Raw genomic sequence first — 20124 nt, forward strand, 5'->3', positions numbered from 1 at the left:
TGAAAAGAATGCCCTGTTTCCAGGACATTCCGCTTTATCACTTATTTTACTTGATTGAACGCTGCCAATAAATTTTCCATGATAGCTTCCATTGGCTGTCCTTCTATATCATGGCGTGGAATGAAATGTACGACCTCGTTGCCCTTTAAAAGAGCCATTGATGGTGAAGAAGGTTCTATTCCATCGAAGTATTCCCGCATTTTAGCAGTCGCTTCCTTATCTTGGCCGGCAAATACAGTTACTAAATGATCTGGCTTATTGTCTGCTTGCAGTACGGCTTGAGTAGCAGCTGGACGGGCTAACCCGGCAGCACAGCCGCAAACGGAATTCACGACCACTAGTGTCGTACCTTCTACCGATTCCATAAAACTTTCAACCGCTTCAGCGGATTCCAACTCATCAAAACCTGCTTGCACCAGTTCCGCACGCATTGGTTTCACCATTTGTTTCATATATTCATCATATGCCATCGACATAAAAAAAACCCCCTTGGTTACATTTCTTCAATTAGAGTAATCATACTATATTGTTAAGTGCATATGCAAAAAAGACGCTTAAAGAGTTGTGAAATCATTGTTCCTCACAAAGAAACATGGTGACAGAATCCACTTTCATTCTGCCACCATGTTTTAGTCTTCCTTTTAACTTAAACTTTCATCACTCCGCCTGAGCTGGCATTCGTTACAAGTTTGGAATAACGTGCTAAATAGCCTGTCCTGACTTTTGACTCGAAGCCCTTCCAATTCGCTTTGCGTTTTTCGAATTCTTCATCGGAAATTTCCAATTGGATTTTGCGATTATTCAAATCCAATTCGATGATATCACCATCTTCAACAAAGGCAATCGGGCCTCCCTCAGCTGCTTCAGGGGATATATGACCAATGCTGATGCCTCGAGATGCGCCTGAAAAGCGGCCATCAGTGATCAAACCGACTTTCGCTCCAAGTCCCCTCCCGACGATTTGGGAAGTTGGTGCCAACATTTCCGGCATACCCGGCCCACCTTTAGGCCCTTCGTAACGAATGACCACTACATCCCCTTCCTTAACCTTTCCGGTAATGATCCCGGAAAGTGCATCTTCCTGGGAATCGAAACAAATGGCAGGACCCCTGTGGTAGCCACCAACTGATGCGTCAACGGCGCCCACTTTTACGATGGAGCCTTGGGGAGCAAGGTTACCGAACAATACCGCAAGCCCGCCACGCTCAGAATGCGGATTATCCAATGGATGGATTACATCCTTGTCCAATATTTCACAACCTGCAACATTTTCGCGGAGCGTTTTACCTGATACAGAAAGGCAATCTCCATTAAAGGCACCTGGTTTTTTGAGTAACTCATTAATGACGGCACTTACACCACCGGCATTATGTACATCTTCGATATGATAATCGGATGCCGGTGCGATTTTCGCTAGATGCGGTACGCGGTTAGCTATTTCATTTATGCGTTCCATCGGATATTCAAAACCTGCTTCATGTGCCAATGCAAGTGTATGAAGAACGGTGTTGGTCGAACCGCCCATCGCCATATCCAATGCAAATGCGTTATCAATTGCATCAATCGTTACGATATCACGAGGCTTGATATCCTGTTTGATTATCTCCATCAACTGTTTAGCGGATTTCTTAACGAATTCCTTACGTTCTTCGGCTACCGCCAGAATCGTTCCATTTCCCGGAAGCGCAAGTCCCAATCCTTCAGCCAGGCAGTTCATGGAGTTTGCAGTGAACATTCCTGAACAAGAACCGCAAGTAGGGCATGCAACCTGCTCGATTTCCTGCAAATCCTCTTCATTGATATTACCTGCTTGATAAGCACCCACCCCTTCAAAAACGGATGTTAATGAAAGAGATTTACCATTTTTATCTTTACCTGCTTTCATGGGTCCGCCGCTTACGAATATTGTAGGAATATTGACACGAAGTGCTCCCATCATCATTCCCGGCGTTATCTTGTCACAGTTTGGAATGCACACCATACCGTCAAACCAATGTGCCGATACAACAGTTTCCACGGAATCTGCGATGATTTCACGGCTTGGTAAGGAATAGCGCATACCAATATGACCCATTGCAATTCCATCGTCTACCCCGATCGTATTAAATTCGAAAGGAACACCGCCCGCTTCGCGAATCGCTTCCTTCACTATTTTTCCGAATTCCTGAAGGTGGACATGACCTGGAACGATATCGATGTATGAATTACAAACCGCGATGAACGGTTTACCGAAATCTTCTTCTTTAACCCCTGCTGCCCGCAGCAGACTTCTATGTGGAGCTCGATCGACCCCTTTTGTAATCATGTCACTTCTCATATTTGATGTAGACATTTGTTGTACCCCCAATTTCCACTAAATGTTTAATGATTCAGAATAATATAATTTTTAGTATACTCTAAAAATTCTAACATATTTATATACAAATGCAACCATTCAACACTAAATATCTACAAAAATCATTTTACTAAAATAATAGAGATCAATTTTATATCATTAGAAACTAATATTTTGGGATTCGCCCTGAGGGGAACTTATGTCAAACGACTGGAAATGTCCCGCAAAAATAAAAAGGCATGCGGATTAAATCATCCGCATGCCTTTTGCCTGGGTTATTCCAAATCACTTGTCATTCGCTTGCCTTGATTCTGTCATTTGCTTCCAAACCGAACCTTTAGCTTCTTCCCCATTTTCTATACGGTCAATGGCCATCTTGACCTGAAGGGCCACTTCGAATTCAGGATCCTGTTCCGCTTGTTTAAGATAAGGGAGGGTCGTTTCATTTCCCACTTCGTATAAAAACATCGCCGCCCGCCATCTAACCAATTTATTTTTATCCGAAAGTGATTGAGCCATTTCTCCCATCGCTTCTTCAAAGCCAAGATCTGATAAACAATCACCAGCCGTTCGTCTTACGGCCGCACTTTTATCTTTCATTGCTTTATACAAGCTCGGGAGCACTTTTCTATCCTCGATCATACCCAAGTATACGACCGCGAGCCTTCGAATGGAGACCTTACTGTCGGAGAGTGCCATGTCCAATACGGGTATATCATCAACCGTTGGATCTTCCATTTGTTCTAAAGCCTGATAACGCTTTTCCCAGCTTTCGTCATTCAGCATTTCTGCAGTAAGTTTAATTTTTGGCCGTTTCAGAAATGCTTCCTTCGTATCCACCATTTCATTTGCAGCGGCTACTAGCCGATTAATTCGTTCTTCCGGATAAGCTGCAATCAGCTCGTCCGATACTTCCTTCACGATATCTTCCATATCACCATATCTTACGCCATAATCCTTCCATTTTCGAAGCAGGACTACATTGTCATCTTCTTTTTGGGCAGCTGCAATGCCCTTTATGAAATATTCCGGTAAGGCAAAACGTTTTTCGTGTAAGCTATCACTAGCTTTAATTTGCATCGGAATGCCCTTGAATTGTTGAATGGCAACAGTTACTTCTCCGTAATGTTCATTTAATGTTGTTTGTTGATTTTGTTCTTCGGTTTTTTCCCCGAAAACCTGACGGATTTGGACCAAGATATCTTTCCAATCATATTTCGCATTCCGCTCAACGGCTAAGAAATCCGCAACATGATATACCCCTTTCACTCCCTCGATCGTAAATAAATCTTTGATCAGCTGGGGTGCCTGATCAGCTTGATCTTTCTTATAATTATTGCTTTTACCAGCTAATAGCTCTTCAGTTAAATTGATTTTCATTGTATTCGGACTTGGTGTAGGTTCTATCGACTTAATTTTCAATGCATTTCTCTCCTTTTACAAGACGTTTCCATGTACTAGATATTATCACATCGGCAACAGATTCTCATGCAATTGAGATTGGCAAAAAAAAGACCGATCCAAGTTTGCTCCCTTGGACCAGTCTCCACACTCATTCCTCTTCCAATTTTTCCGCTAAATACGTCCATCTTTCCATCAAATGCTCTAATTTATCCGTTAGTTCCTTTTCTTCTTCGAGCAGCAGGCGGACTTTTTCAAAATCGCTTCCCGCCGCTGACATTTCTGATGTTATGTCTTTCAGGCGCAGCTCGGCCCTTTCCATGTTCCCTTCGATTCCTTCCCATTCCTTACTTTCCGCATAGGTCAGTTTTTTCTTTTTCTTTTCGGTCCGGTTCATCTGAGGTTCCGGTGCTTTTACCGGCACGGCCTCTTCCGTCTTTTCTTCCAAGAACTCTGAATAATTGCCGTAATAGAAATCAATTTCACCTTTATTCTTGAAAACAAGAAGCTGATGGCACGTCTTATCCAGGAAATACCTATCATGTGATACGGTAATGACCACACCTGAAAACGTTTCTAAATAATCCTCCAGAACGGTCAAGGTTTGCGTGTCCAAATCATTCGTCGGTTCATCCAAAAGCAGGACATTAGGTGCCGACATCAATATGTTAAGGAGATATAATCGCCTTTTCTCCCCACCGGACAGCTTGCGGATTGGCGTTCCATGCGATCCCATAGGAAACAAGAACCTTTCAAGCATCTGCGCAGCCGATATGAAACTGCCATCTTTAAGGGCGATGGAATCCGCCGTTTCACGAATATACTCTATCATGCGCAAATTCTCATCCATATCGACGCTTTCTTGCGTATAGTAGCCTATTTTCACGGTTTGACCTTTTTCCAGGTTACCTTCATCTATGGATTCCCGTCCGGCCAGGATATTTAACAAGGTTGACTTTCCACTGCCATTATTACCGACGATCCCAATCCGATCACCAGGTTTGAAGAGGAAGGAGAAATGGTTGATGATGGTTCGATCACCGAAGGATTTAGAAACATCCTGCATCTCAAGCACCTTTTTCCCTAGACGGGCACCGCTTAATTCCATTTCCAGGTTCTCGGTTTTCTGCTTATCCTTTACACCTGATTCCAATGTTTCGAAGCGTTGGATCCTGGCCTTTTGTTTCGTTGTACGGGCCTTGGCTCCTTTACGGATCCAAGCCAGTTCTTTTTTGAATAGACTTTCCTTTTTCGTTCTTTCAGCTGACTCGTTCTCTTCACGAATGGCCTTTGATTCTAAATAATCCGCATAGTTTCCTTTGTATTCGAAAAGCTGAGTTTGGGCAATTTCCCAAATCTTATTGGACACACGATCAAGGAAATATCGATCATGGGTTACAAATAAAACGGACTTTTGATATTTCCCCAAATATTCTTCAAGCCAAGTGATGCTTTCGAAATCGAGATGGTTTGTAGGCTCATCCAAAATCAGTAAATCAGGGGTCTCAATCAAGGTTTTTGCCAGGGCCGCACGTTTTTTTTGGCCGCCTGACAGTTCACCCAATTTCCTTGAGTGATCAGGAAGACCAAGCTTGGTCAAAATCGTTCTGGCATTGGCACTTGTATCCCAGGCGCCAAGCGTGTCCATATCCTGCTGTTGTTTTAACAAACGGTCCTGTACTGCGCCATTCTGCGGATCTACCTGGAGTTGAACGAGCGTCTTTTCATATTCTTTAATCAACGAAAATACAGGAGTTGAACTTTCATACATATATTCCATGATCGTCAATTTCTCATCAAAATGCGGGTCTTGGGATAGATAGGAAATCGTGTAATCATTCGGGTGATCCTTCGTTCCTAAATCACTGTCTTCCAACCCTGCGATAATATTCAATAATGTCGATTTACCGGTGCCGTTTATTCCAACGATCCCGATTTTCTCCCCTTCGGTAATGGAAAAAGAGACATCTTTAAAAAGCAGCTTTTCCCCTTGGGTTTTCATTACATGTTCCATGCTAAAAACTTTCATAATCGTACATCCCATTCCTTATTAAATTCCTCTAAAAATCCAATCATATATTCATGCCTTTCACTTGCAATCTTCTTGGCTGTACAAGTATTGAGCATATCTTGCAAACGCAATAACTTTTCATGAAAGTGATGAATGGAAGAGCTTTTGCCATCCCTGTATTCCTTCTTGGTCATGTTTTCCCTTATGGGCAATGAAGGATCATACATAAGTTGTCCCTTTTTTCCGCCAAATGCAAATGTCCTGGCTATACCAATGGCACCAATTGCATCCAAGCGGTCCGCATCCTGAACAATTTCAGCCTCGATCGAGGGAAGCTTCGACTGCCCTGCACTATATGAAATTGTATTGATGATCTGTTTGATGGCATCCACACTATCAATATCCAAATTTATTTCATCAAACCAAGCATCAAGCTTTTTCCAGCCTGCATCGGCTTCCTGGTTTAGTTTATCATCCGGGATATCATGAAGCAGAGCTGCCATTTCAATAATGAACTCATTTCCTTTTAGTTCTTCTTTTGCAATATGTAAAGCCAGCTTACGAACCCGATCGATATGAAACCAATCATGGCCGCTGGCATCAGAATTCAATTGGTCATATACATACTTCTCCGTTAAGTCAATCATCGTTTGTTTCATTTCACCACTCCATGTCCTTTCTATTTTACCATGGTTCTCAATTATGGTGTGCTTTAATCTTCATTGAACCAACTGAGTCCAATCGTCTGTTCGCCGGTATGCACCCCGATGGCACTGCCCAGTGGGGATACATGGGTCAACACATGAGGAAATTCTTCGGAAATCATCTTTTTCCATCTATGTGTCTGCTCCGACACTGCACCATATAATATGGTGCATTCTTTTACTTTGCCCGCTTCGACTGATCTTCGAAAATCAGTGAAGATCTGTTTTTCCGCTTTTTTAAGGTTCCGGGGTTTGGATTTAGTATGAAGCAAACCGTTTTCGATTGAAATGATAGGTTTAAAGCTCAATAGGCTACCTAGAATATACTGGGCGTTTGTTAATCTGCCGCTGCGGTGCAGCTGATCTAAAGAACCTATTAATACATAGGTTTCATGGTTATCCGCATACATTCTCGTTTTGACGAAAGCCTCATTGACGGAATCGCCATTATCCATATGATGCATGAGCCGTTTCAAGATTAATAGCATCGGAAAGGAAATAAGTAAAGTATCAAAAACGTCAACGGGAATCGTAACCATTTGTGCCGCTTGCCTGCTCGCGGAAACGGTGCCGCTCAATTCGCTTGAAAGGTGTACGGCTATGATTCGATCATAGCGTTTTTCAAGCTCCTTATATAACTCTTGGAATTTGCCGACCGACGGCTGTGACGTAGTGGCGGTGATTTTTTCCTCACTCATCCGCCGGTATAATTCCTCAGGTAATAGGTCGATGCCATCTTCGTATTCCTTCCCATCGATGATGACGACCATCGGAACGACGTATACATGTTCATTCAATGATAATTCTTCGTCTAAAGTTCCCGTACTGTCTGTTACCCATGCAATTCGTTCCATGTTTTCCCCCCTCATTTGTGTCTTTTATTATATTCAACATCCCAACCATCTGTCCCCTCAAAAAAACGGATGCATGCATTAAATTTCTTACCTTAAAAAAGAGCCCAACAGAAGCTTCCGTTGGACTCGATATCATTTCTCATAATAATTTTTTTATATCCTCTTCCATTTCCAGAGGTTTTGTTTTAGGCGCATACCGGCTGACGATATTTCCATCTCGGTCAATCAAGAACTTTGTAAAATTCCATTTTATTGATTTGGACCCCATCACTCCAGGAGCATTTTCAGTCAAATAGCTGAATAAGGGATGGGCTTCCTTTCCATTAACATTCACTTTGGCAAACATCGGGAATGTTACTCCATGATTCAATTTGCAGTATGAATCGATTTCCAGATCATCACCAGGCTCCTGATTCAAAAACTGATTACACGGAAAACCAAGTACGACAACCCCATCCTCTTTATATTGCACATACAGGCTTTGCAAATCATCATACTGTGGCGAAAAACCGCATTTGCTTGCGGTATTCACTATGATCATCACTTTCCCTCTATATTCCTCAAGCGAGATGGTTTCGCCATTAATTTTATTGACTTCAAATTCGTAAATGGACATATATGATCTCTCCCTTTAGTATGATGATTCATTTTACCGTATTTAAAGGTACGTTTACCAACTTTTATCCTTTGCCTATCATCCAGGAATCTTCACTGCTTGGATGGATTGAATCAAATACTCTACCATGTCTTCCAAATCATCCATTTGCTCTTCTTTTACAAGCCTTCCAAATGATACTTTACATATAGATGAAGTAACTGGCTGCATTTTTTTACTGACCGTATCGTTGGTCGTCACGGTAATGATTCTTTGATCTCCCCAAATTTTTTCCAGGTCGTTCAACAATTGTTCTGCATTCACTCCATCAAGCTTTTTTGGAAAAGAAATGTAAATATTGACCGTGCAGCCCGTATGCGCATCATCAATATCGGCATCGAGTAATTCCGAACTTAGGTTCTTGAGTGAAGCGTGTAACTCGATGGCACCGCTAATCGAAATAGGCGCGATTGTTTTTTTCAATTCCATCTCAATCTTATATGATCTGGACATGGTTGAGAGATTCACTATATCATCACGGTTTATGACCAATATATCTCCAATGAAGTCACGATCGTAAACCGCTCCTTCCAATACCACCTTCATGTTCTCAAATGCTGTAGGATCAAACAATCTCCAAACACCTCTCCAACTTATAAGTTTATGTATTCATGATCTTCCCATTTTACCATTCCCGGGCCATTTCCTTCGGGATTTACAAGAAATTATTAAAATAGCTTTTCTATTCAATAATTTTCTATATAATTAAAATATTATGATTTTTGAAGAAGGAGGCTAATCATGCCAATCAGAATTCCGGAACAACTGCCAGCAAGGGAAATTTTAGAACAGGAAAATATCTTCGTTATGGATGAGGAAAGAGCTACCAATCAGGAAATCCGTCCATTGAATATATTAATTTTAAACCTAATGCCAGAGAAAGAAAAAACGGAGGCCCAGTTACTGCGCTTTCTTGGCAATACTCCCATTCAAGTAAATATATCATTCCTGCGCTTGAGCACACATGAATCAAAAAACACAAGTAAATTTCATTTAGATCAATTTTACAAATCATTTAATGAAATTCGCACGAAGAAATATGACGGCTTGATCATTACAGGCGCTCCAGTAGAAAAGCTGGAATTTTCAGACGTCAATTATTGGGAAGAGCTGCAGAATATCATGAACTGGTCAAGCGAAAATGTCACATCCACCCTACATATCTGTTGGGGGGCACAAGCTGCCCTGTACCATCATTATGGAATAGGCAAATATGAACTTCCAGAGAAATGCTTCGGGATATACACCCATGAGGTCCTTGAACCGAATGAAAATCTAGTCCGCGGATTCGATGATTATTTTATGGCCCCTCATTCTCGCCATACGGATATTGACTATCAAAAGCTAGTTAACCATCCCGAACTGAAGGTTCTCGCACAGTCCGATCAAGCTGGTGTATTGATCGCTGCTTCAGTAGATGGAAAAAGAATTATGGTAACCGGCCATTTTGAGTATGATGCCGATACCCTCGGTGAAGAATACAAGCGCGATAGGGAGCGTGGAATCAATACGCAGCTCCCTGAAAATTACTTTCCTGATAACGATCCGACCAAGGTGCCTCTTCACCGCTGGAAGAGCCATTGCAGCTTGATGTTCTCGAATTGGCTGAACTATTATGTCTACCAATCAACCCCTTATGAGTGGGATTGAAAGGGTAAGAAAAAAGAAGCTTTCACTCTTAAGTGAATCGTTTTCTTGAGAAGCCACTTCGGATTATCATTGGAAACAACCTGAGTTACTGACTCAGGTTGTTTGTTTCATGATTCTTTATTACCGAAGTACACCTCTTCAAAAGGTTGGACGACCACAAATCCTTGACCTTCGAATTTCATTTGAACGGATTCGCCGCTTCCCCTTCCAAAGAACGACTTCAATGAGACATCCGTTACGAATTCAGGCTGCAATTCCCCTGACCAAGCTACTGTGGCATTCGGGTCCGTATAGACCGGATTCCCAGGTTCCACCATTAAAGTAAGCGGCTCATAATGAGAAGTGAATGCGACCATGCCTCTCCCCTCGAGCCTTACGTTGAACAATCCCCCTGCCAATAACCCGGCAATGCGCCGCATCATTTTTATATCCCATGAAATTCCCGGCTCAAATGCAAGTAAGTCATTTCCGTTAACACAGATCGATTCACCATTTAACTGTAAAATAGAAATCTTCTTCCCTTGATCCGCGACGTATAGCTTGCCGCTTCCGGTCGCTTTCATCAATGATGCACCCTCACCAGTTAAGGCTTTTTTAAAGAGTTTACCAAGACCATGCTCCAAGATGCCTTCCCGCTCGAATTTAATATGGCCGCGATAAGAAACCATCGTCCCCATTTTTGCCCAGATCTGCTTTTCCAAATTAATCTCCAGGATTCGTTCCGTTTCAAGTTCGAATAATCCTTGCCCTTTATCCTGCTGCTTCGTCTTTTCAACGAATTGATCGATTTGATACTTCTCCATCACTGCCCCACCTCTTTTTGCAGGAGGAACAGCCACATGAACGATACAGCTTGCTTTAATTCCTTTGAAAAATGTCCCAGCTTTGTAAAGTCCACCCCTCTCTTTGCAACCCCGGTATCAGCTACTGCCTTCCACCCCGTTTCTAAAGCCATTTTTTCAAATTCCCAAGGCTGCATTGTATTCATGATGACTTGGTCTCCTAATAACCGTTGAAAACTGAATTTTTTTCGTGGTTCAGCTGTTGGACCAAGTATTCCAAAACAGACATAACCTCCAGGCTTTAATACCCGTTGGATTTCCTTCATCACCGTTAATGGTTCACCCGTATATTCCAAAGAATTAATGACCATTGCCGCATCCATTTCTTCATCTTTGAATGGAAGGTTATAAAAATCTCCTTGCAGGAAAGAAAGTCCTGTTTGTTGAGCGGTTTTTCCCTTTGCATATTCAATCATCACATTGGATAAATCAACTCCGGTTACTTCATATCCCGCTTCGGCCAATTTTAAGGAACCAACTCCATCTCCACAGCCTATGTCAGCCACCTTCACTCCCGAAGGTACAAATTCAGAAAAGAAAGGAATAATGTTTTTCCGGCTCCCCGATTCCCACATTTCTTGCGAATTCTTCACCCACATAGGTGCAAAAACATCCCATTCCTTTTTCGACTCTTCATGCCATGTATGTAAATTCATCTCAACATTCATCCTCCCATTTAACCTCTAACTAAATAAGTTCCTGAAAAAAATTTTCCCGAATCAAAATACCGGGGCTTCCTATAGCTATTCTGCTCTTAATTCAAAAATCCTCTTTTAAAACGTCTCCCCCTAGTGATTTTCAAATACATAAAAAAAACTGCCAGCGGCAGCTTATTTTGAATTTTCTTCATTTCTTTTTTGTATCTTTCGTAAATCCTCGACACGGTCAGGAGATTCTTCAAAGAATTCAACCAGGTCTCCAATCCTATCGATGGCATTCCAACTAAGGTGGTGTTCAATCCCCTCTACATCATGATAAATATTTTCTTCCTTGACCCCAATCAACCTTAACATCTGTTCTAAAAGTTCATGACGGTATACGAGCCTTTTACCAACCTTTTTCCCATTTGCAGTTAAAACGAGACCCCGGTACTTTTCATATATCAAATATTTTTCCTGATCCAGTTTTTGAACCATTTTTGTAACAGAAGATGGGTGGACGGAAAGATTTTCGGCAATATCGGAAACTCTTGCATATCCTTTTTCTTCAATAAGTAAATAAATTTGTTCTATGTAATCCTCCATGCTCGGTGTAGGCATTCGGAATCCTCCCATTCAAACGCATATCTAAAAATTTTACTATATAAACGGCCCCGAAACAAGAAGATATAAGTCTCAGGGCGCCTTTAATGATGTTTCTTCAAGATTGCTTGACGTTTTGTTCTGTTGGGAATGTAAAACTGATCTTCTTTTCAGAATCGGACCACGATAAAATGGCATCAAAGGTCTTTTCCCCTTTTTTAAAACCGCTTATCAAATCCGTTTCACCGCTCGCCAACAGCTTTTTTATATTAGCTTGACTGATTTTCTTATTAAGGATTTTTTTGGAGATAGTGAAGTTACACTTTGTTTTTTGATAACTTACACATCCATAGAATTCCCCTTTATCGACAATCTTAGAACCGCATAGTTTACAGCTGCCCACAGATGCCGAGCTTCTCTTTTTAGGGCCGCTCCTTTGAATCGACTCGGTGTCCAGCCCTTGAAAATCCCAGCTTTCCGATGATTCCACGGCATCACTGATGATTTTTGCTGACATCTTTTTAACAGCTTCCATAAAGCCGCCAGCTGAAGCCTTTCCTTCACCGATTTCCCTCAAACGCTGTTCCCATTTGGCTGTCATTTCAGGTGAAGCCAGGATCTTCTCCCCGATGGCAGTAATCAGCACTTTCCCTTTATCTGTCGCAAAAACCTGATTTTTTTTGACATTGATGTATTTACGGTCTTTGAGCATGGTAATGATGCCAGCCCGAGTTGCTTCGGTTCCGAGACCCTCGGTTTTCATCAGCACTTTTTCTAACTCTTCATTATCCAGATGCTTTCCGGCTGTTTTCATCAAAGTGATTAGCTGACCTTCTGTATAGCGCTTAGGAGGCTGGGTTTTTCCTTCTTTCACCTTTATATTGGCGACCTTTCCAGTATCTCCTTTGGTAACGGAAGGCAAAATGATATCATCATCATCCTTGTCATTTTGGAATATCACTTTGCGCCATCCCTCTTGGATCTGCTGCTTGCCTTTAGAAATGAATTCGGCCCGCTTATCGACAAGCGTTTTAATGGTGGTGTAATCGAAAATGGCTTTCTCATAATGGGCCGCAATCAACCGGCGCACCACCAAGTCATAAATATTCCGTTCTTCGGCGGAAAGCCGCTTCGGGTCGGTTACCTGCTCCGTCGGGATAATTGCATAGTGATCAGTCACTTTTTTTTCATTTACAAACCGTTTATTATTCATGATGTTCGGTTGTGGCAAAGGAAACAGGGATTCATATTCTGAAAATCCGCTTAGTTTTTGCAAAATATCAGGAAATGTTTCGGCTTCCCCCTCCGTCACATAATTGGAGTCTGAACGTGGATAAGAAACGATCCCTTTTTGATATAAACTTTGTACTATATCAAGCGTCTGTTTCGGTGAATATTTATAAATCTTGTTTACTGTCGCTTGCAATGACGATAGATTAAATAACAAAGGCGGCTGAAATTCTTTCCTTTCAGTATCCATTTCAGCTATTTCAGCTTCCTTACCCTTGCAAAAGGCGGCAATTTTATCAGCCATTTCTTTTGTCTTTATTCTCGGATCATTGTTCTGCTGCCATTTCCCCTGATATTTCTTTCCATCCATCTTGAAGTCAGCGAACACTTCCCAGAACGGTTCAGACTTGAATTGCTCAATTTCCATTTCCCGCTTCACTATCAAAGCAAGAGTCGGTGTCTGAACCCTACCAGCTGAAAACACATCCGAAACGCCCCTTTGTTTCAATAAAATGCTATACGCTCTCGACGCATTCATTCCCACAACCCAGTCCGCACAAGCTCTCGTATACGCTTCATAATAGAGCGGCCTGGTTTTTTCCTCGCTCTTCAAATTTTGGAATCCCTCATAAATCGCTTTTGGGGTCAAAGAGGAAATCCATAAACGTTTCATCGGTTTATTGACATTGCATAGATTGACGATATTGCGTACAATCAATTCTCCTTCACGCCCGGCATCACCTGCATGAATGATTTCATCGACTTCCGGTTTCCTAAGCAAGATCTTCACAACATTGAATTGCTTTGCCTTTTGTCGGGTCACTTCATATTGAAATTTCTCAGGAATCATCGGCAACGTTTCCATCGACCATTTTTTCCATTTTGAATGATAGGTTTCCGGTGAAACAAGTTGACATAAATGCCCGACAGCCCATGTTACATAAGCTCCATCAGGAAAAAGTTCATTCGGCATGATTTCTATATAGCCTTGCTGTTTCTTCGTTTTAAATTGAGCCGCTAGCGTTGAACCTTGATCTGGTTTCTCCGCAATGATTAGCTTCATGATCATCTTCACCTAATCCGTTACAAAATATCTTTCCCCTATCATTATACCTTAATTATCACAATCGGCTAGATATGACTTCGTTTTTACTGAACTGATAGTAGAAAGCATGAAATGATTGATTATCTTCGGTGAACTAGTGGAGATTTCAGGGAGATGAAAAAATCCGCCCAAATATTAGGAGGTTAATAGGCAAAAACTTCGGATTTGGGTGAATCGGAGTATATACAAAAGAAGTGCGATGTTAAATGTGCCCTTCCAAGCTTTTCACTGTTTAGATGAAGAAATTAGTTCGATTGCATCACAGCTAATTATTGCCCCTAACAGCCCCTTATATAATAAAGGAACGTTAATTGTCAAAAGAACTAAAGAAAATCATATTACTTTACAAAATGTATATAACTTTCTTTTGTTATTAATTAAAAATACAAAGATTGCCGAATTACCTAAGGAAAAAATACTTAATAAATTCTTACTTATTTTAATTGTATAAAGGAGTTGTTACCTGTTGAATGGAGTGATTATAAGCAATATAGACCAACCATATAGTTTATTTAAATGCTTTTGCTATAGCCGGCAATAAAATTATTCCTTCAAATTATAATTTTGTTTCTAACCAGTTAAACATTAAAGAAGTAAATAAAGGAATGAGCAGTATAAAGATATTTGATTGGTCTAGTGAAGGAACATTGAAATATCTAAAGGTGCTAGTGGTTCTAAACTGTTAGCTAAAAGATATCATTGCATCTGTAGAAAAATAATTCTTGAATTCCCCATTTTCAAATATTAAAATGGTCGAATAATCTCTTTGGAGGGAACTTTCCCGCTCAGTTTATGTATGTATTGCGCTAAAGCATCTGTTAAAAAAAGAATCAACTGTACTTTGAAATAAAGATTGATCAAAAGGTCCTCCTGACTCCTCATACTAGCGTAAATAAATACAATCCATTTTGAAAAGAGATTAATCAAAAAGGGTTCTTTTCTTGTGATTTAGTATACAGTTTTTATAAAATAGTTTGATTATTTTTAGTGATCCTTTATGAACTAAACCAGCTAATAGGATGTCAATATCTTTCTCTAAAATTTTCATTTCCCTTGTGATATCGCCATGCCAAATAACCCTCCAAAACCCTTTTGGAAGGATTTTTCTCTGTTTCACAAAATCGTTAATCAGGCTAAATCTAGGCATGCTTCTTTTCTCTTTAATAAAGCGTAAATCCAATGAAGCAACTTATTCATACATGCAACGATCGCCACTTTGGCTGGCTTTCCTTCCGATTTTTTCTTATCCAAAGAAAGCTTTAAGCTTTTTGTTCCTTGAACTCCTTATGCCGCATAGCACGGCAAGATACAGAGAATGACGTAGTCTGCTCGAACCTCTTTTAGTCATACGATTAATGGTTGCCGTAAACTTACCCGATGAGTGAACACTTGGATCTACTCCAGCGAAGCAACCAGTTTTTTCGGGTAATTAAACCGATCGATTTCACCAATTTCAGAGATAATCGTGGCTGCGATTTTTTCTCCGATACCGGGAATCGATTGGATGATCTTATATTCTTCCAGTTCATTTGCCAGGGCCACTATACGATCTTCCAAATCAGAAAGGTGTCCCTGGTATTGAAAAAGCAACTCAATATACATACGAAGATTGATTACGTGACTTTCATACACGCTTTTTTGAAATGGATTTCGAGATGCGGAATCCATTATTTTTTTTGCTTTTTACCTTGCCCATTCACCCGATCGGCTTGAACAGAACTCTATAACACTCTCTGCTAGTCTACTTTCTCCGGCTGTTAATACCGCCTCTGAAGTGGGATATTCCTTTAACATCAATAAACGAAACCTTCGAATATAGATCCCCAAAAACCTTCCGGTATTCAGGAAACACTTGATCTAAAATGGTGTGAAACTGAAGTTTAGCTTCCACATACATATTCGTTACGATTTCCTGTTGTCTGGAAAAATTCCGAAGGTCTAATAGATGAATTCCTCTAATTTTATGGCTAACATGTCTTGCAATGATAAAAAAGATAACAAAAAAACTAAAAAACGTTACAACCATAATATCACCTTGCTTCATTTTTCTTTTATTGTAACATTCATTTTCAACTCCCTCAGTGGGGTCTCCTTTGCTTTATTTTAATAATTTTATTTGTGCCCCAGCTACAAAAGTTGAATTTATCTTTACTTTATTTATCCGTAAATAGAAGGAACACATATTCATCTTTACAAGTGAATAAGATGTAAAAATCTATTCAATGGGGGAGAAGGTTTGCCTAATAACATAAATTATCAATTAACGACTCAACAAATGATTAGCATTATTAGAAATGGTCTTAAAAAGTCGCAAGTTCCCAAACATATTACTATTGTTGGCGCAGGACTAGCAGGACTGGTTGCAGCTTCTCTTTTACAGGAGGCCGGGCACAACGTCACAATCCTTGAAGCAAACAACAGGGTAGGCGGACGTGCCTATACCATACGCTCCCCCTTTAGTAATGGGCTTTATTTTAACCCAGGCCCAATGCGTATTCCTGATGTTCATTTTTTGACCTTAGAGTATATTAAAAAATTCGGGCTAACCCTAAACCTGTTTATTAACCGAACTCCAATGGATATTCTTTATCTCAATGGAATCAAAACACGTCTTAACATTTTTGAACGTTCTCCTGGTATTCTAAACTTCCCCGTTGCCCCAAATGAAAGAGGTAAAAGCGCAGAGAAGCTGGTGAAATTAGCTACACAGCCAATTCTCGATTTTATTAAACAAGACCCAACGAGAAATTGGCATCTCGTAGAAAAAGAATTTAAAAACTACTCACTAGGTACTTTCTTAAACTCTTACCATTATCAATATGGAACGACTTTTTCAGATGGCGCGGTTGATATGATCGGTGTACTCCTTGACTTAGAAGCATATATGGGGATGTCATTTATTGAAGTTTTGCGAGAAGAAGCGTCCTTCAGAGCAAATCGTTTTTATGAGATAACCGGTGGTATGGATCTGCTGCCAAAGGCATTTCTCCCGCAAATAAAAGATGTTATTATGTTCAATCAAAGGATGACGAAAATTGTCCAACATAACAACAGAGTAACCATCCATTCCACCCATCAGCACACCTTAGAGGATTCAACCATAACTGGTGATCTTGCCATCATAACCATCCCCTTTTCAGTGTTACGATTTGTGAAAGTTGTACCGTACCATTCTTTTTCCTATTATAAACGGAGAGCGATTCGTGAACTGAACTATATGAGCGCAACAAAAATCGGAATCGAGTTTAAAAGCAGGTTTTGGGAAAGACACCATCAATATGGTGGTAAATCCATAACTGACCTTCCGATTCGATTCACTTATTATCCAAGTCAGGGGATTGGTACAAAAGGACCTGCTGTGGTTTTGGCAAGCTATACATGGGCGGATGAGGCTTTAACATGGAACGGTCTATCCAACGAAAATCGCATTCAATATGCTTTAAAGAACTTAGCTGAAATTTACGGAGACCAAGTCTATTCTGAGTTTGTGTCAGGAACTTCCTTTAGTTGGGTCGATAATGAATATTCTTCTGGTGCTTTCACTGCTTTTGAACCAGGTCAGGAAACAGATTTGCATCCTTATATCCCTATACCTGAAGGAAGAGTGCACTTTGCCGGTGAACATACTTCGCTTACCCACGCTTGGATGCAAGGGGCGATTGAATCTGGAATACGGGTTGCATATGAAGTGAATGACTTGCCAAAATAAACAGGAAAAATAGATAATTTAGGACTTATAGAAATTTTTTATACAAATAAACTGCCTCTTTAGTTGCATAAAGAAAAAGCTGCCTTAAAGACAGCTCCGATCTTCAGCTAAACCAGCTAATAGGATGTCAATATCTTTCTCTAAAATTTTCATTTCCCTTATGATATACTATTTTTGTTCATGACAAATAACCCTCCAAAACCCTTTTGGAAGGATTTTTCTCTGTTTCACAAAATCGTTAATCAGGCTAAATCTAGGAATGCTTCTTTTCTCTTTAATAAAGCGTAAATCCAATGAAGCAACTTATTCATACAGGCAACGATTGACACTTTGGCCGGTTTTCCTTCTGATTTTTTCTTATCATAGAAGGCTTTAAGCTTTTTGTTCCTTGAACTTCTTATGCCACATAGTAGGGCAAGATACAGAGAATGACGTAGTCTGCTCGAACCTCTTTTAGTCATACGATTAATGGTTGCCGTAAACTTACCTGATGAGTGAACACTTGGATCTACTCCAGCGAAGGCAACTAGTTTTTTCGGGTGATTAAACCGATCGATTTCACCAATTTCAGAGATAATCGTGGCTGCGATTTTTTCTCCGATACCGGGAATCGATTGGATGATCTTATATTCTTCCAGTTCATTTGCCAGGGCCACTATACGATCTTCCAAATCAGAGAGGTGTCCCTGGTAATGAAAAAGCAACTCAATATACATACGAAGATTGATTACGTGACTTTGATACACGCTTTTTTGAAATGGATTTCTAGATGCGGAATCCATTATTTTTTTTGCTTTTCCCCATGCCCATTGACCCGATCGGCTAGGACAGAACTCTATAACACTCTCTGCTAGTTTACTTTCCCCGGCTGCTAATACCGCCTCTGAAGTAGGATATTCCTTTAACATCAATAAAGAAACCCTTGAATATAGATCCCCAAAAACCTTTCGGCATTCAGGAAACACTTGATCTAAAATGGTGTAAAACTGAAGTTTAGCTTCCACATACATATTCGTTACGATTTCCTGTTGTCTGGACAAATTCCGAAGGTCTAATAGCTGAATTCCTCTAATTTTATGAGGTTCTAAATCCTCTTTGTAATACAGCACACACAACTGGTACGCATCGATAGCGTCCGTTTTCACCTTCCGTAAGCTGGACTTCTTTGCCTGATAAGAAATAATCGGATTTAGTAAGATATATGGAATCCCTTGTTCCTCCAGCTATTGAATAACAGGAGAATGGTAATGCCCTGTAGATTCTAAAATAACCATAGGCATTTGCCCTGTCACCTCTTCAATTTCTTTTAGAAATTCTAAAAAATGATCTAACTCCTCTTTGATATGCTTCATTGAAAAGCTCTTCCCATACGGTTTAGATTGATCTAAAAATGCCTGAACTTGACTCTCTCCTTTTGCCACATCCAGACCAACAACTGGATTCATTGTTTTTTCCTCCTCTACATACTTACCAGTACCCCTAGTGCTCCATGTAGTGTCATAGCTTCGCTTGTTATACGAGATCTACGTCCCAACCAGCCTCAAACATGTTTCTACAAGTAGGGGGTGGAATGTTTAGTTCACGGGATCAAGTCCCACGCACCCGTACGTCCTACCCTGGCTACTGATATAATAGATTCTATTAAAAAAAGGTCAACCAGTAAAAACTGGCTAACCTTATAATACGAACGCACCCGTTAGTTTAAGTACAAACCTTCACAATCTAGCTAACCTGCCCCTTTAGTGCCATAAGAAAAAGAGCTACCAAAGCAACTCTCTTATCGAAAGCAACTGTTAGTGGGACAAGGAAGGATTAAGTGTATAGTTCTTTTTTTAAAGCCTTAATTCCATCAATTACACTTTTTACATTTTCATCATTATTCAATTTGTTTCTTGCATGGAGCAAAACTGGTCTAACAGATTCAACCGAACGTCCAAAATCGTACATCCATTCATATCGAGGAACCATCCAAGTATGAAAATGGTAGGTAGTATCTTCATTATAAAAGTAATAAACATGTTCAATCCCTAATACTTCCCTTTGAGCTTTTCTAATCTTAGATAGCAAGTTTATGTAATCAACCTTTTCTAAGTCATTTAACTCGTCAAAGCACTTAATATGGCGTTTAGATGCTAAGATTACTAAACCTTTAATGGGATATGCAACGTCTTGGTGAGCATGAAAATATTCAGTTTCGACTATTACACCACCATCCGGCTCTATTTCCCCGCTTGTTAAAGCACAACTTAAACATTCGACTTCAACTGTTTTTCCATTAGACAAAGTAATTTCCCTCATAATTCCCTCCAATCATAAAATTATCTCTCTTAAAAAGATAAAAATAAACAAACCCTTGTTGAGCAATCTATCCTGCCCCTTTAGTTCTT

At 40.3% G+C, this 20124-nt stretch carries 15 protein-coding genes and 2 pseudogenes; 2 read left to right on the top strand and 15 right to left on the bottom strand.

The annotated features are described in order from the left end of the window. Positions 1-41: 41 nt before the first annotated feature. The 8 genes from ABC374_RS14200 to ABC374_RS14235 all read right to left on the bottom strand — a co-directional run bounded on the left by ABC374_RS14200 (position 42) and on the right by ABC374_RS14235 (position 8533). Positions 42-476, bottom strand: a complete 435-nt coding sequence (locus ABC374_RS14200; protein ID WP_350299174.1) for a BrxA/BrxB family bacilliredoxin — start codon at positions 474-476, stop codon at positions 42-44. A gap of 170 nt (positions 477-646) precedes the next feature. Continuing rightward, the gene (gene ilvD / locus ABC374_RS14205) at positions 647-2317 is read right to left on the bottom strand and encodes a dihydroxy-acid dehydratase (RefSeq protein ID WP_034311212.1); all 1671 of its coding nucleotides are present in this window, start codon (positions 2315-2317) and stop codon (positions 647-649) included. 303 nt (positions 2318-2620) lie between these two features. Next, complete coding sequence (locus ABC374_RS14210; RefSeq protein ID WP_350299175.1) at positions 2621-3757, bottom strand: conserved virulence factor C family protein; 1137 nt, start codon at positions 3755-3757, stop codon at positions 2621-2623. 130 nt (positions 3758-3887) lie between these two features. Then, entirely contained in the window at positions 3888-5765 is a 1878-nt protein-coding gene (locus tag ABC374_RS14215; RefSeq protein WP_350299176.1) for an ABC-F family ATP-binding cassette domain-containing protein, read from the bottom strand. Continuing rightward, positions 5762-6406, bottom strand: coding sequence for an HD domain-containing protein (locus tag ABC374_RS14220; RefSeq protein WP_413018492.1), 645 nt, complete (start codon positions 6404-6406; stop codon positions 5762-5764). The genes ABC374_RS14215 and ABC374_RS14220 overlap by 4 nt, the downstream gene beginning before the upstream one ends. 53 nt (positions 6407-6459) lie before the next feature. Continuing rightward, positions 6460-7305 (bottom strand): DegV family protein, encoded by an 846-nt coding sequence (locus tag ABC374_RS14225; RefSeq protein ID WP_350299178.1) that lies wholly within the window; start codon positions 7303-7305, stop codon positions 6460-6462. 139 nt (positions 7306-7444) lie between these two features. Further along, positions 7445-7921 (bottom strand): glutathione peroxidase, encoded by a 477-nt coding sequence (locus ABC374_RS14230; RefSeq protein ID WP_350299179.1) that lies wholly within the window; start codon positions 7919-7921, stop codon positions 7445-7447. Between the two features lie 78 nt (positions 7922-7999). Beyond that, positions 8000-8533 (bottom strand): hypothetical protein, encoded by a 534-nt coding sequence (locus tag ABC374_RS14235; RefSeq protein ID WP_350299180.1) that lies wholly within the window; start codon positions 8531-8533, stop codon positions 8000-8002. Positions 8534-8701: 168 nt separating this feature from the next. Here ABC374_RS14235 and metA point away from each other — a divergent pair, with 168 nt between their 5' ends. Continuing rightward, positions 8702-9610 (top strand): homoserine O-acetyltransferase MetA, encoded by a 909-nt coding sequence (gene metA / locus ABC374_RS14240; protein ID WP_137017655.1) that lies wholly within the window; start codon positions 8702-8704, stop codon positions 9608-9610. Positions 9611-9717: 107 nt separating this feature from the next. Here the strand turns inward: metA and ABC374_RS14245 are convergent, their stop codons facing one another. The 5 genes and pseudogenes from ABC374_RS14245 to ABC374_RS14265 form a co-directional block, all read right to left on the bottom strand. Beyond that, complete coding sequence (locus tag ABC374_RS14245) at positions 9718-10413, bottom strand: AIM24 family protein (RefSeq protein WP_350299181.1); 696 nt, start codon at positions 10411-10413, stop codon at positions 9718-9720. Further along, positions 10413-11108 carry a class I SAM-dependent methyltransferase gene (locus tag ABC374_RS14250; protein WP_413018496.1) on the bottom strand — a complete coding sequence of 232 codons (696 nt, stop codon included), beginning with the start codon at positions 11106-11108 and terminating at the stop codon, positions 10413-10415. Before ABC374_RS14250 ends, ABC374_RS14245 begins: the two co-directional genes overlap by 1 nt. A gap of 174 nt (positions 11109-11282) precedes the next feature. Then, positions 11283-11711, bottom strand: coding sequence for a transcriptional regulator MntR (mntR, locus tag ABC374_RS14255; protein ID WP_063234342.1), 429 nt, complete (start codon positions 11709-11711; stop codon positions 11283-11285). 100 nt (positions 11712-11811) lie between these two features. Next, positions 11812-13986 (bottom strand): DNA topoisomerase III, encoded by a 2175-nt coding sequence (locus ABC374_RS14260; protein ID WP_413018498.1) that lies wholly within the window; start codon positions 13984-13986, stop codon positions 11812-11814. A gap of 1170 nt (positions 13987-15156) precedes the next feature. Next, a pseudogene (locus ABC374_RS14265) lies at positions 15157-15994 on the bottom strand (IS110 family RNA-guided transposase); the annotation flags it as partial. A 309-nt stretch (positions 15995-16303) separates the two neighbouring features. On the opposite strand from ABC374_RS14265, the gene ABC374_RS14270 reads away from it, so the two are divergent. Then, a complete protein-coding gene (locus tag ABC374_RS14270; RefSeq protein WP_413020364.1) occupies positions 16304-17737 on the top strand; it encodes a flavin monoamine oxidase family protein in 1434 nt (477 codons plus the stop codon). 242 nt (positions 17738-17979) lie between these two features. Here the strand turns inward: ABC374_RS14270 and ABC374_RS14275 are convergent. Together ABC374_RS14275 and ABC374_RS14280 are read right to left on the bottom strand one after the other, a co-directional pair. Further along, a pseudogene (locus tag ABC374_RS14275) lies at positions 17980-19182 on the bottom strand (IS110 family RNA-guided transposase). 367 nt (positions 19183-19549) lie between these two features. After that, the gene (locus ABC374_RS14280) at positions 19550-20035 is read right to left on the bottom strand and encodes an HIT family protein (protein ID WP_413018500.1); all 486 of its coding nucleotides are present in this window, start codon (positions 20033-20035) and stop codon (positions 19550-19552) included. Positions 20036-20124: the final 89 nt, after the last annotated feature.

Source organism: Peribacillus phoenicis (assembly GCF_047238085.1).
Classification (GTDB): domain Bacteria; phylum Bacillota; class Bacilli; order Bacillales; family DSM-1321; genus Peribacillus.

Coding starts and splice junctions, on each gene's coding strand:
- ABC374_RS14200 (WP_350299174.1), bottom strand. CDS start 476: ATGTCGATGGCATATGATGAATATATGAAACAAATGGTGAAACCAATG.
- ilvD (WP_034311212.1), bottom strand. CDS start 2,317: ATGAGAAGTGACATGATTACAAAAGGGGTCGATCGAGCTCCACATAGA.
- ABC374_RS14215 (WP_350299176.1), bottom strand. CDS start 5,765: ATGAAAGTTTTTAGCATGGAACATGTAATGAAAACCCAAGGGGAAAAG.
- ABC374_RS14220 (WP_413018492.1), bottom strand. CDS start 6,406: ATGAAACAAACGATGATTGACTTAACGGAGAAGTATGTATATGACCAA.
- ABC374_RS14225 (WP_350299178.1), bottom strand. CDS start 7,305: ATGGAACGAATTGCATGGGTAACAGACAGTACGGGAACTTTAGACGAA.
- ABC374_RS14230 (WP_350299179.1), bottom strand. CDS start 7,921: ATGTCCATTTACGAATTTGAAGTCAATAAAATTAATGGCGAAACCATC.
- metA (WP_137017655.1), top strand. CDS start 8,702: ATGCCAATCAGAATTCCGGAACAACTGCCAGCAAGGGAAATTTTAGAA.
- ABC374_RS14245 (WP_350299181.1), bottom strand. CDS start 10,413: ATGGAGAAGTATCAAATCGATCAATTCGTTGAAAAGACGAAGCAGCAG.
- ABC374_RS14250 (WP_413018496.1), bottom strand. CDS start 11,108: ATGAATTTACATACATGGCATGAAGAGTCGAAAAAGGAATGGGATGTT.
- mntR (WP_063234342.1), bottom strand. CDS start 11,711: ATGCCTACACCGAGCATGGAGGATTACATAGAACAAATTTATTTACTT.
- ABC374_RS14260 (WP_413018498.1), bottom strand. CDS start 13,986: ATGAAGCTAATCATTGCGGAGAAACCAGATCAAGGTTCAACGCTAGCG.
- ABC374_RS14270 (WP_413020364.1), top strand. CDS start 16,304: ATGATTAGCATTATTAGAAATGGTCTTAAAAAGTCGCAAGTTCCCAAA.
- ABC374_RS14280 (WP_413018500.1), bottom strand. CDS start 20,035: ATGAGGGAAATTACTTTGTCTAATGGAAAAACAGTTGAAGTCGAATGT.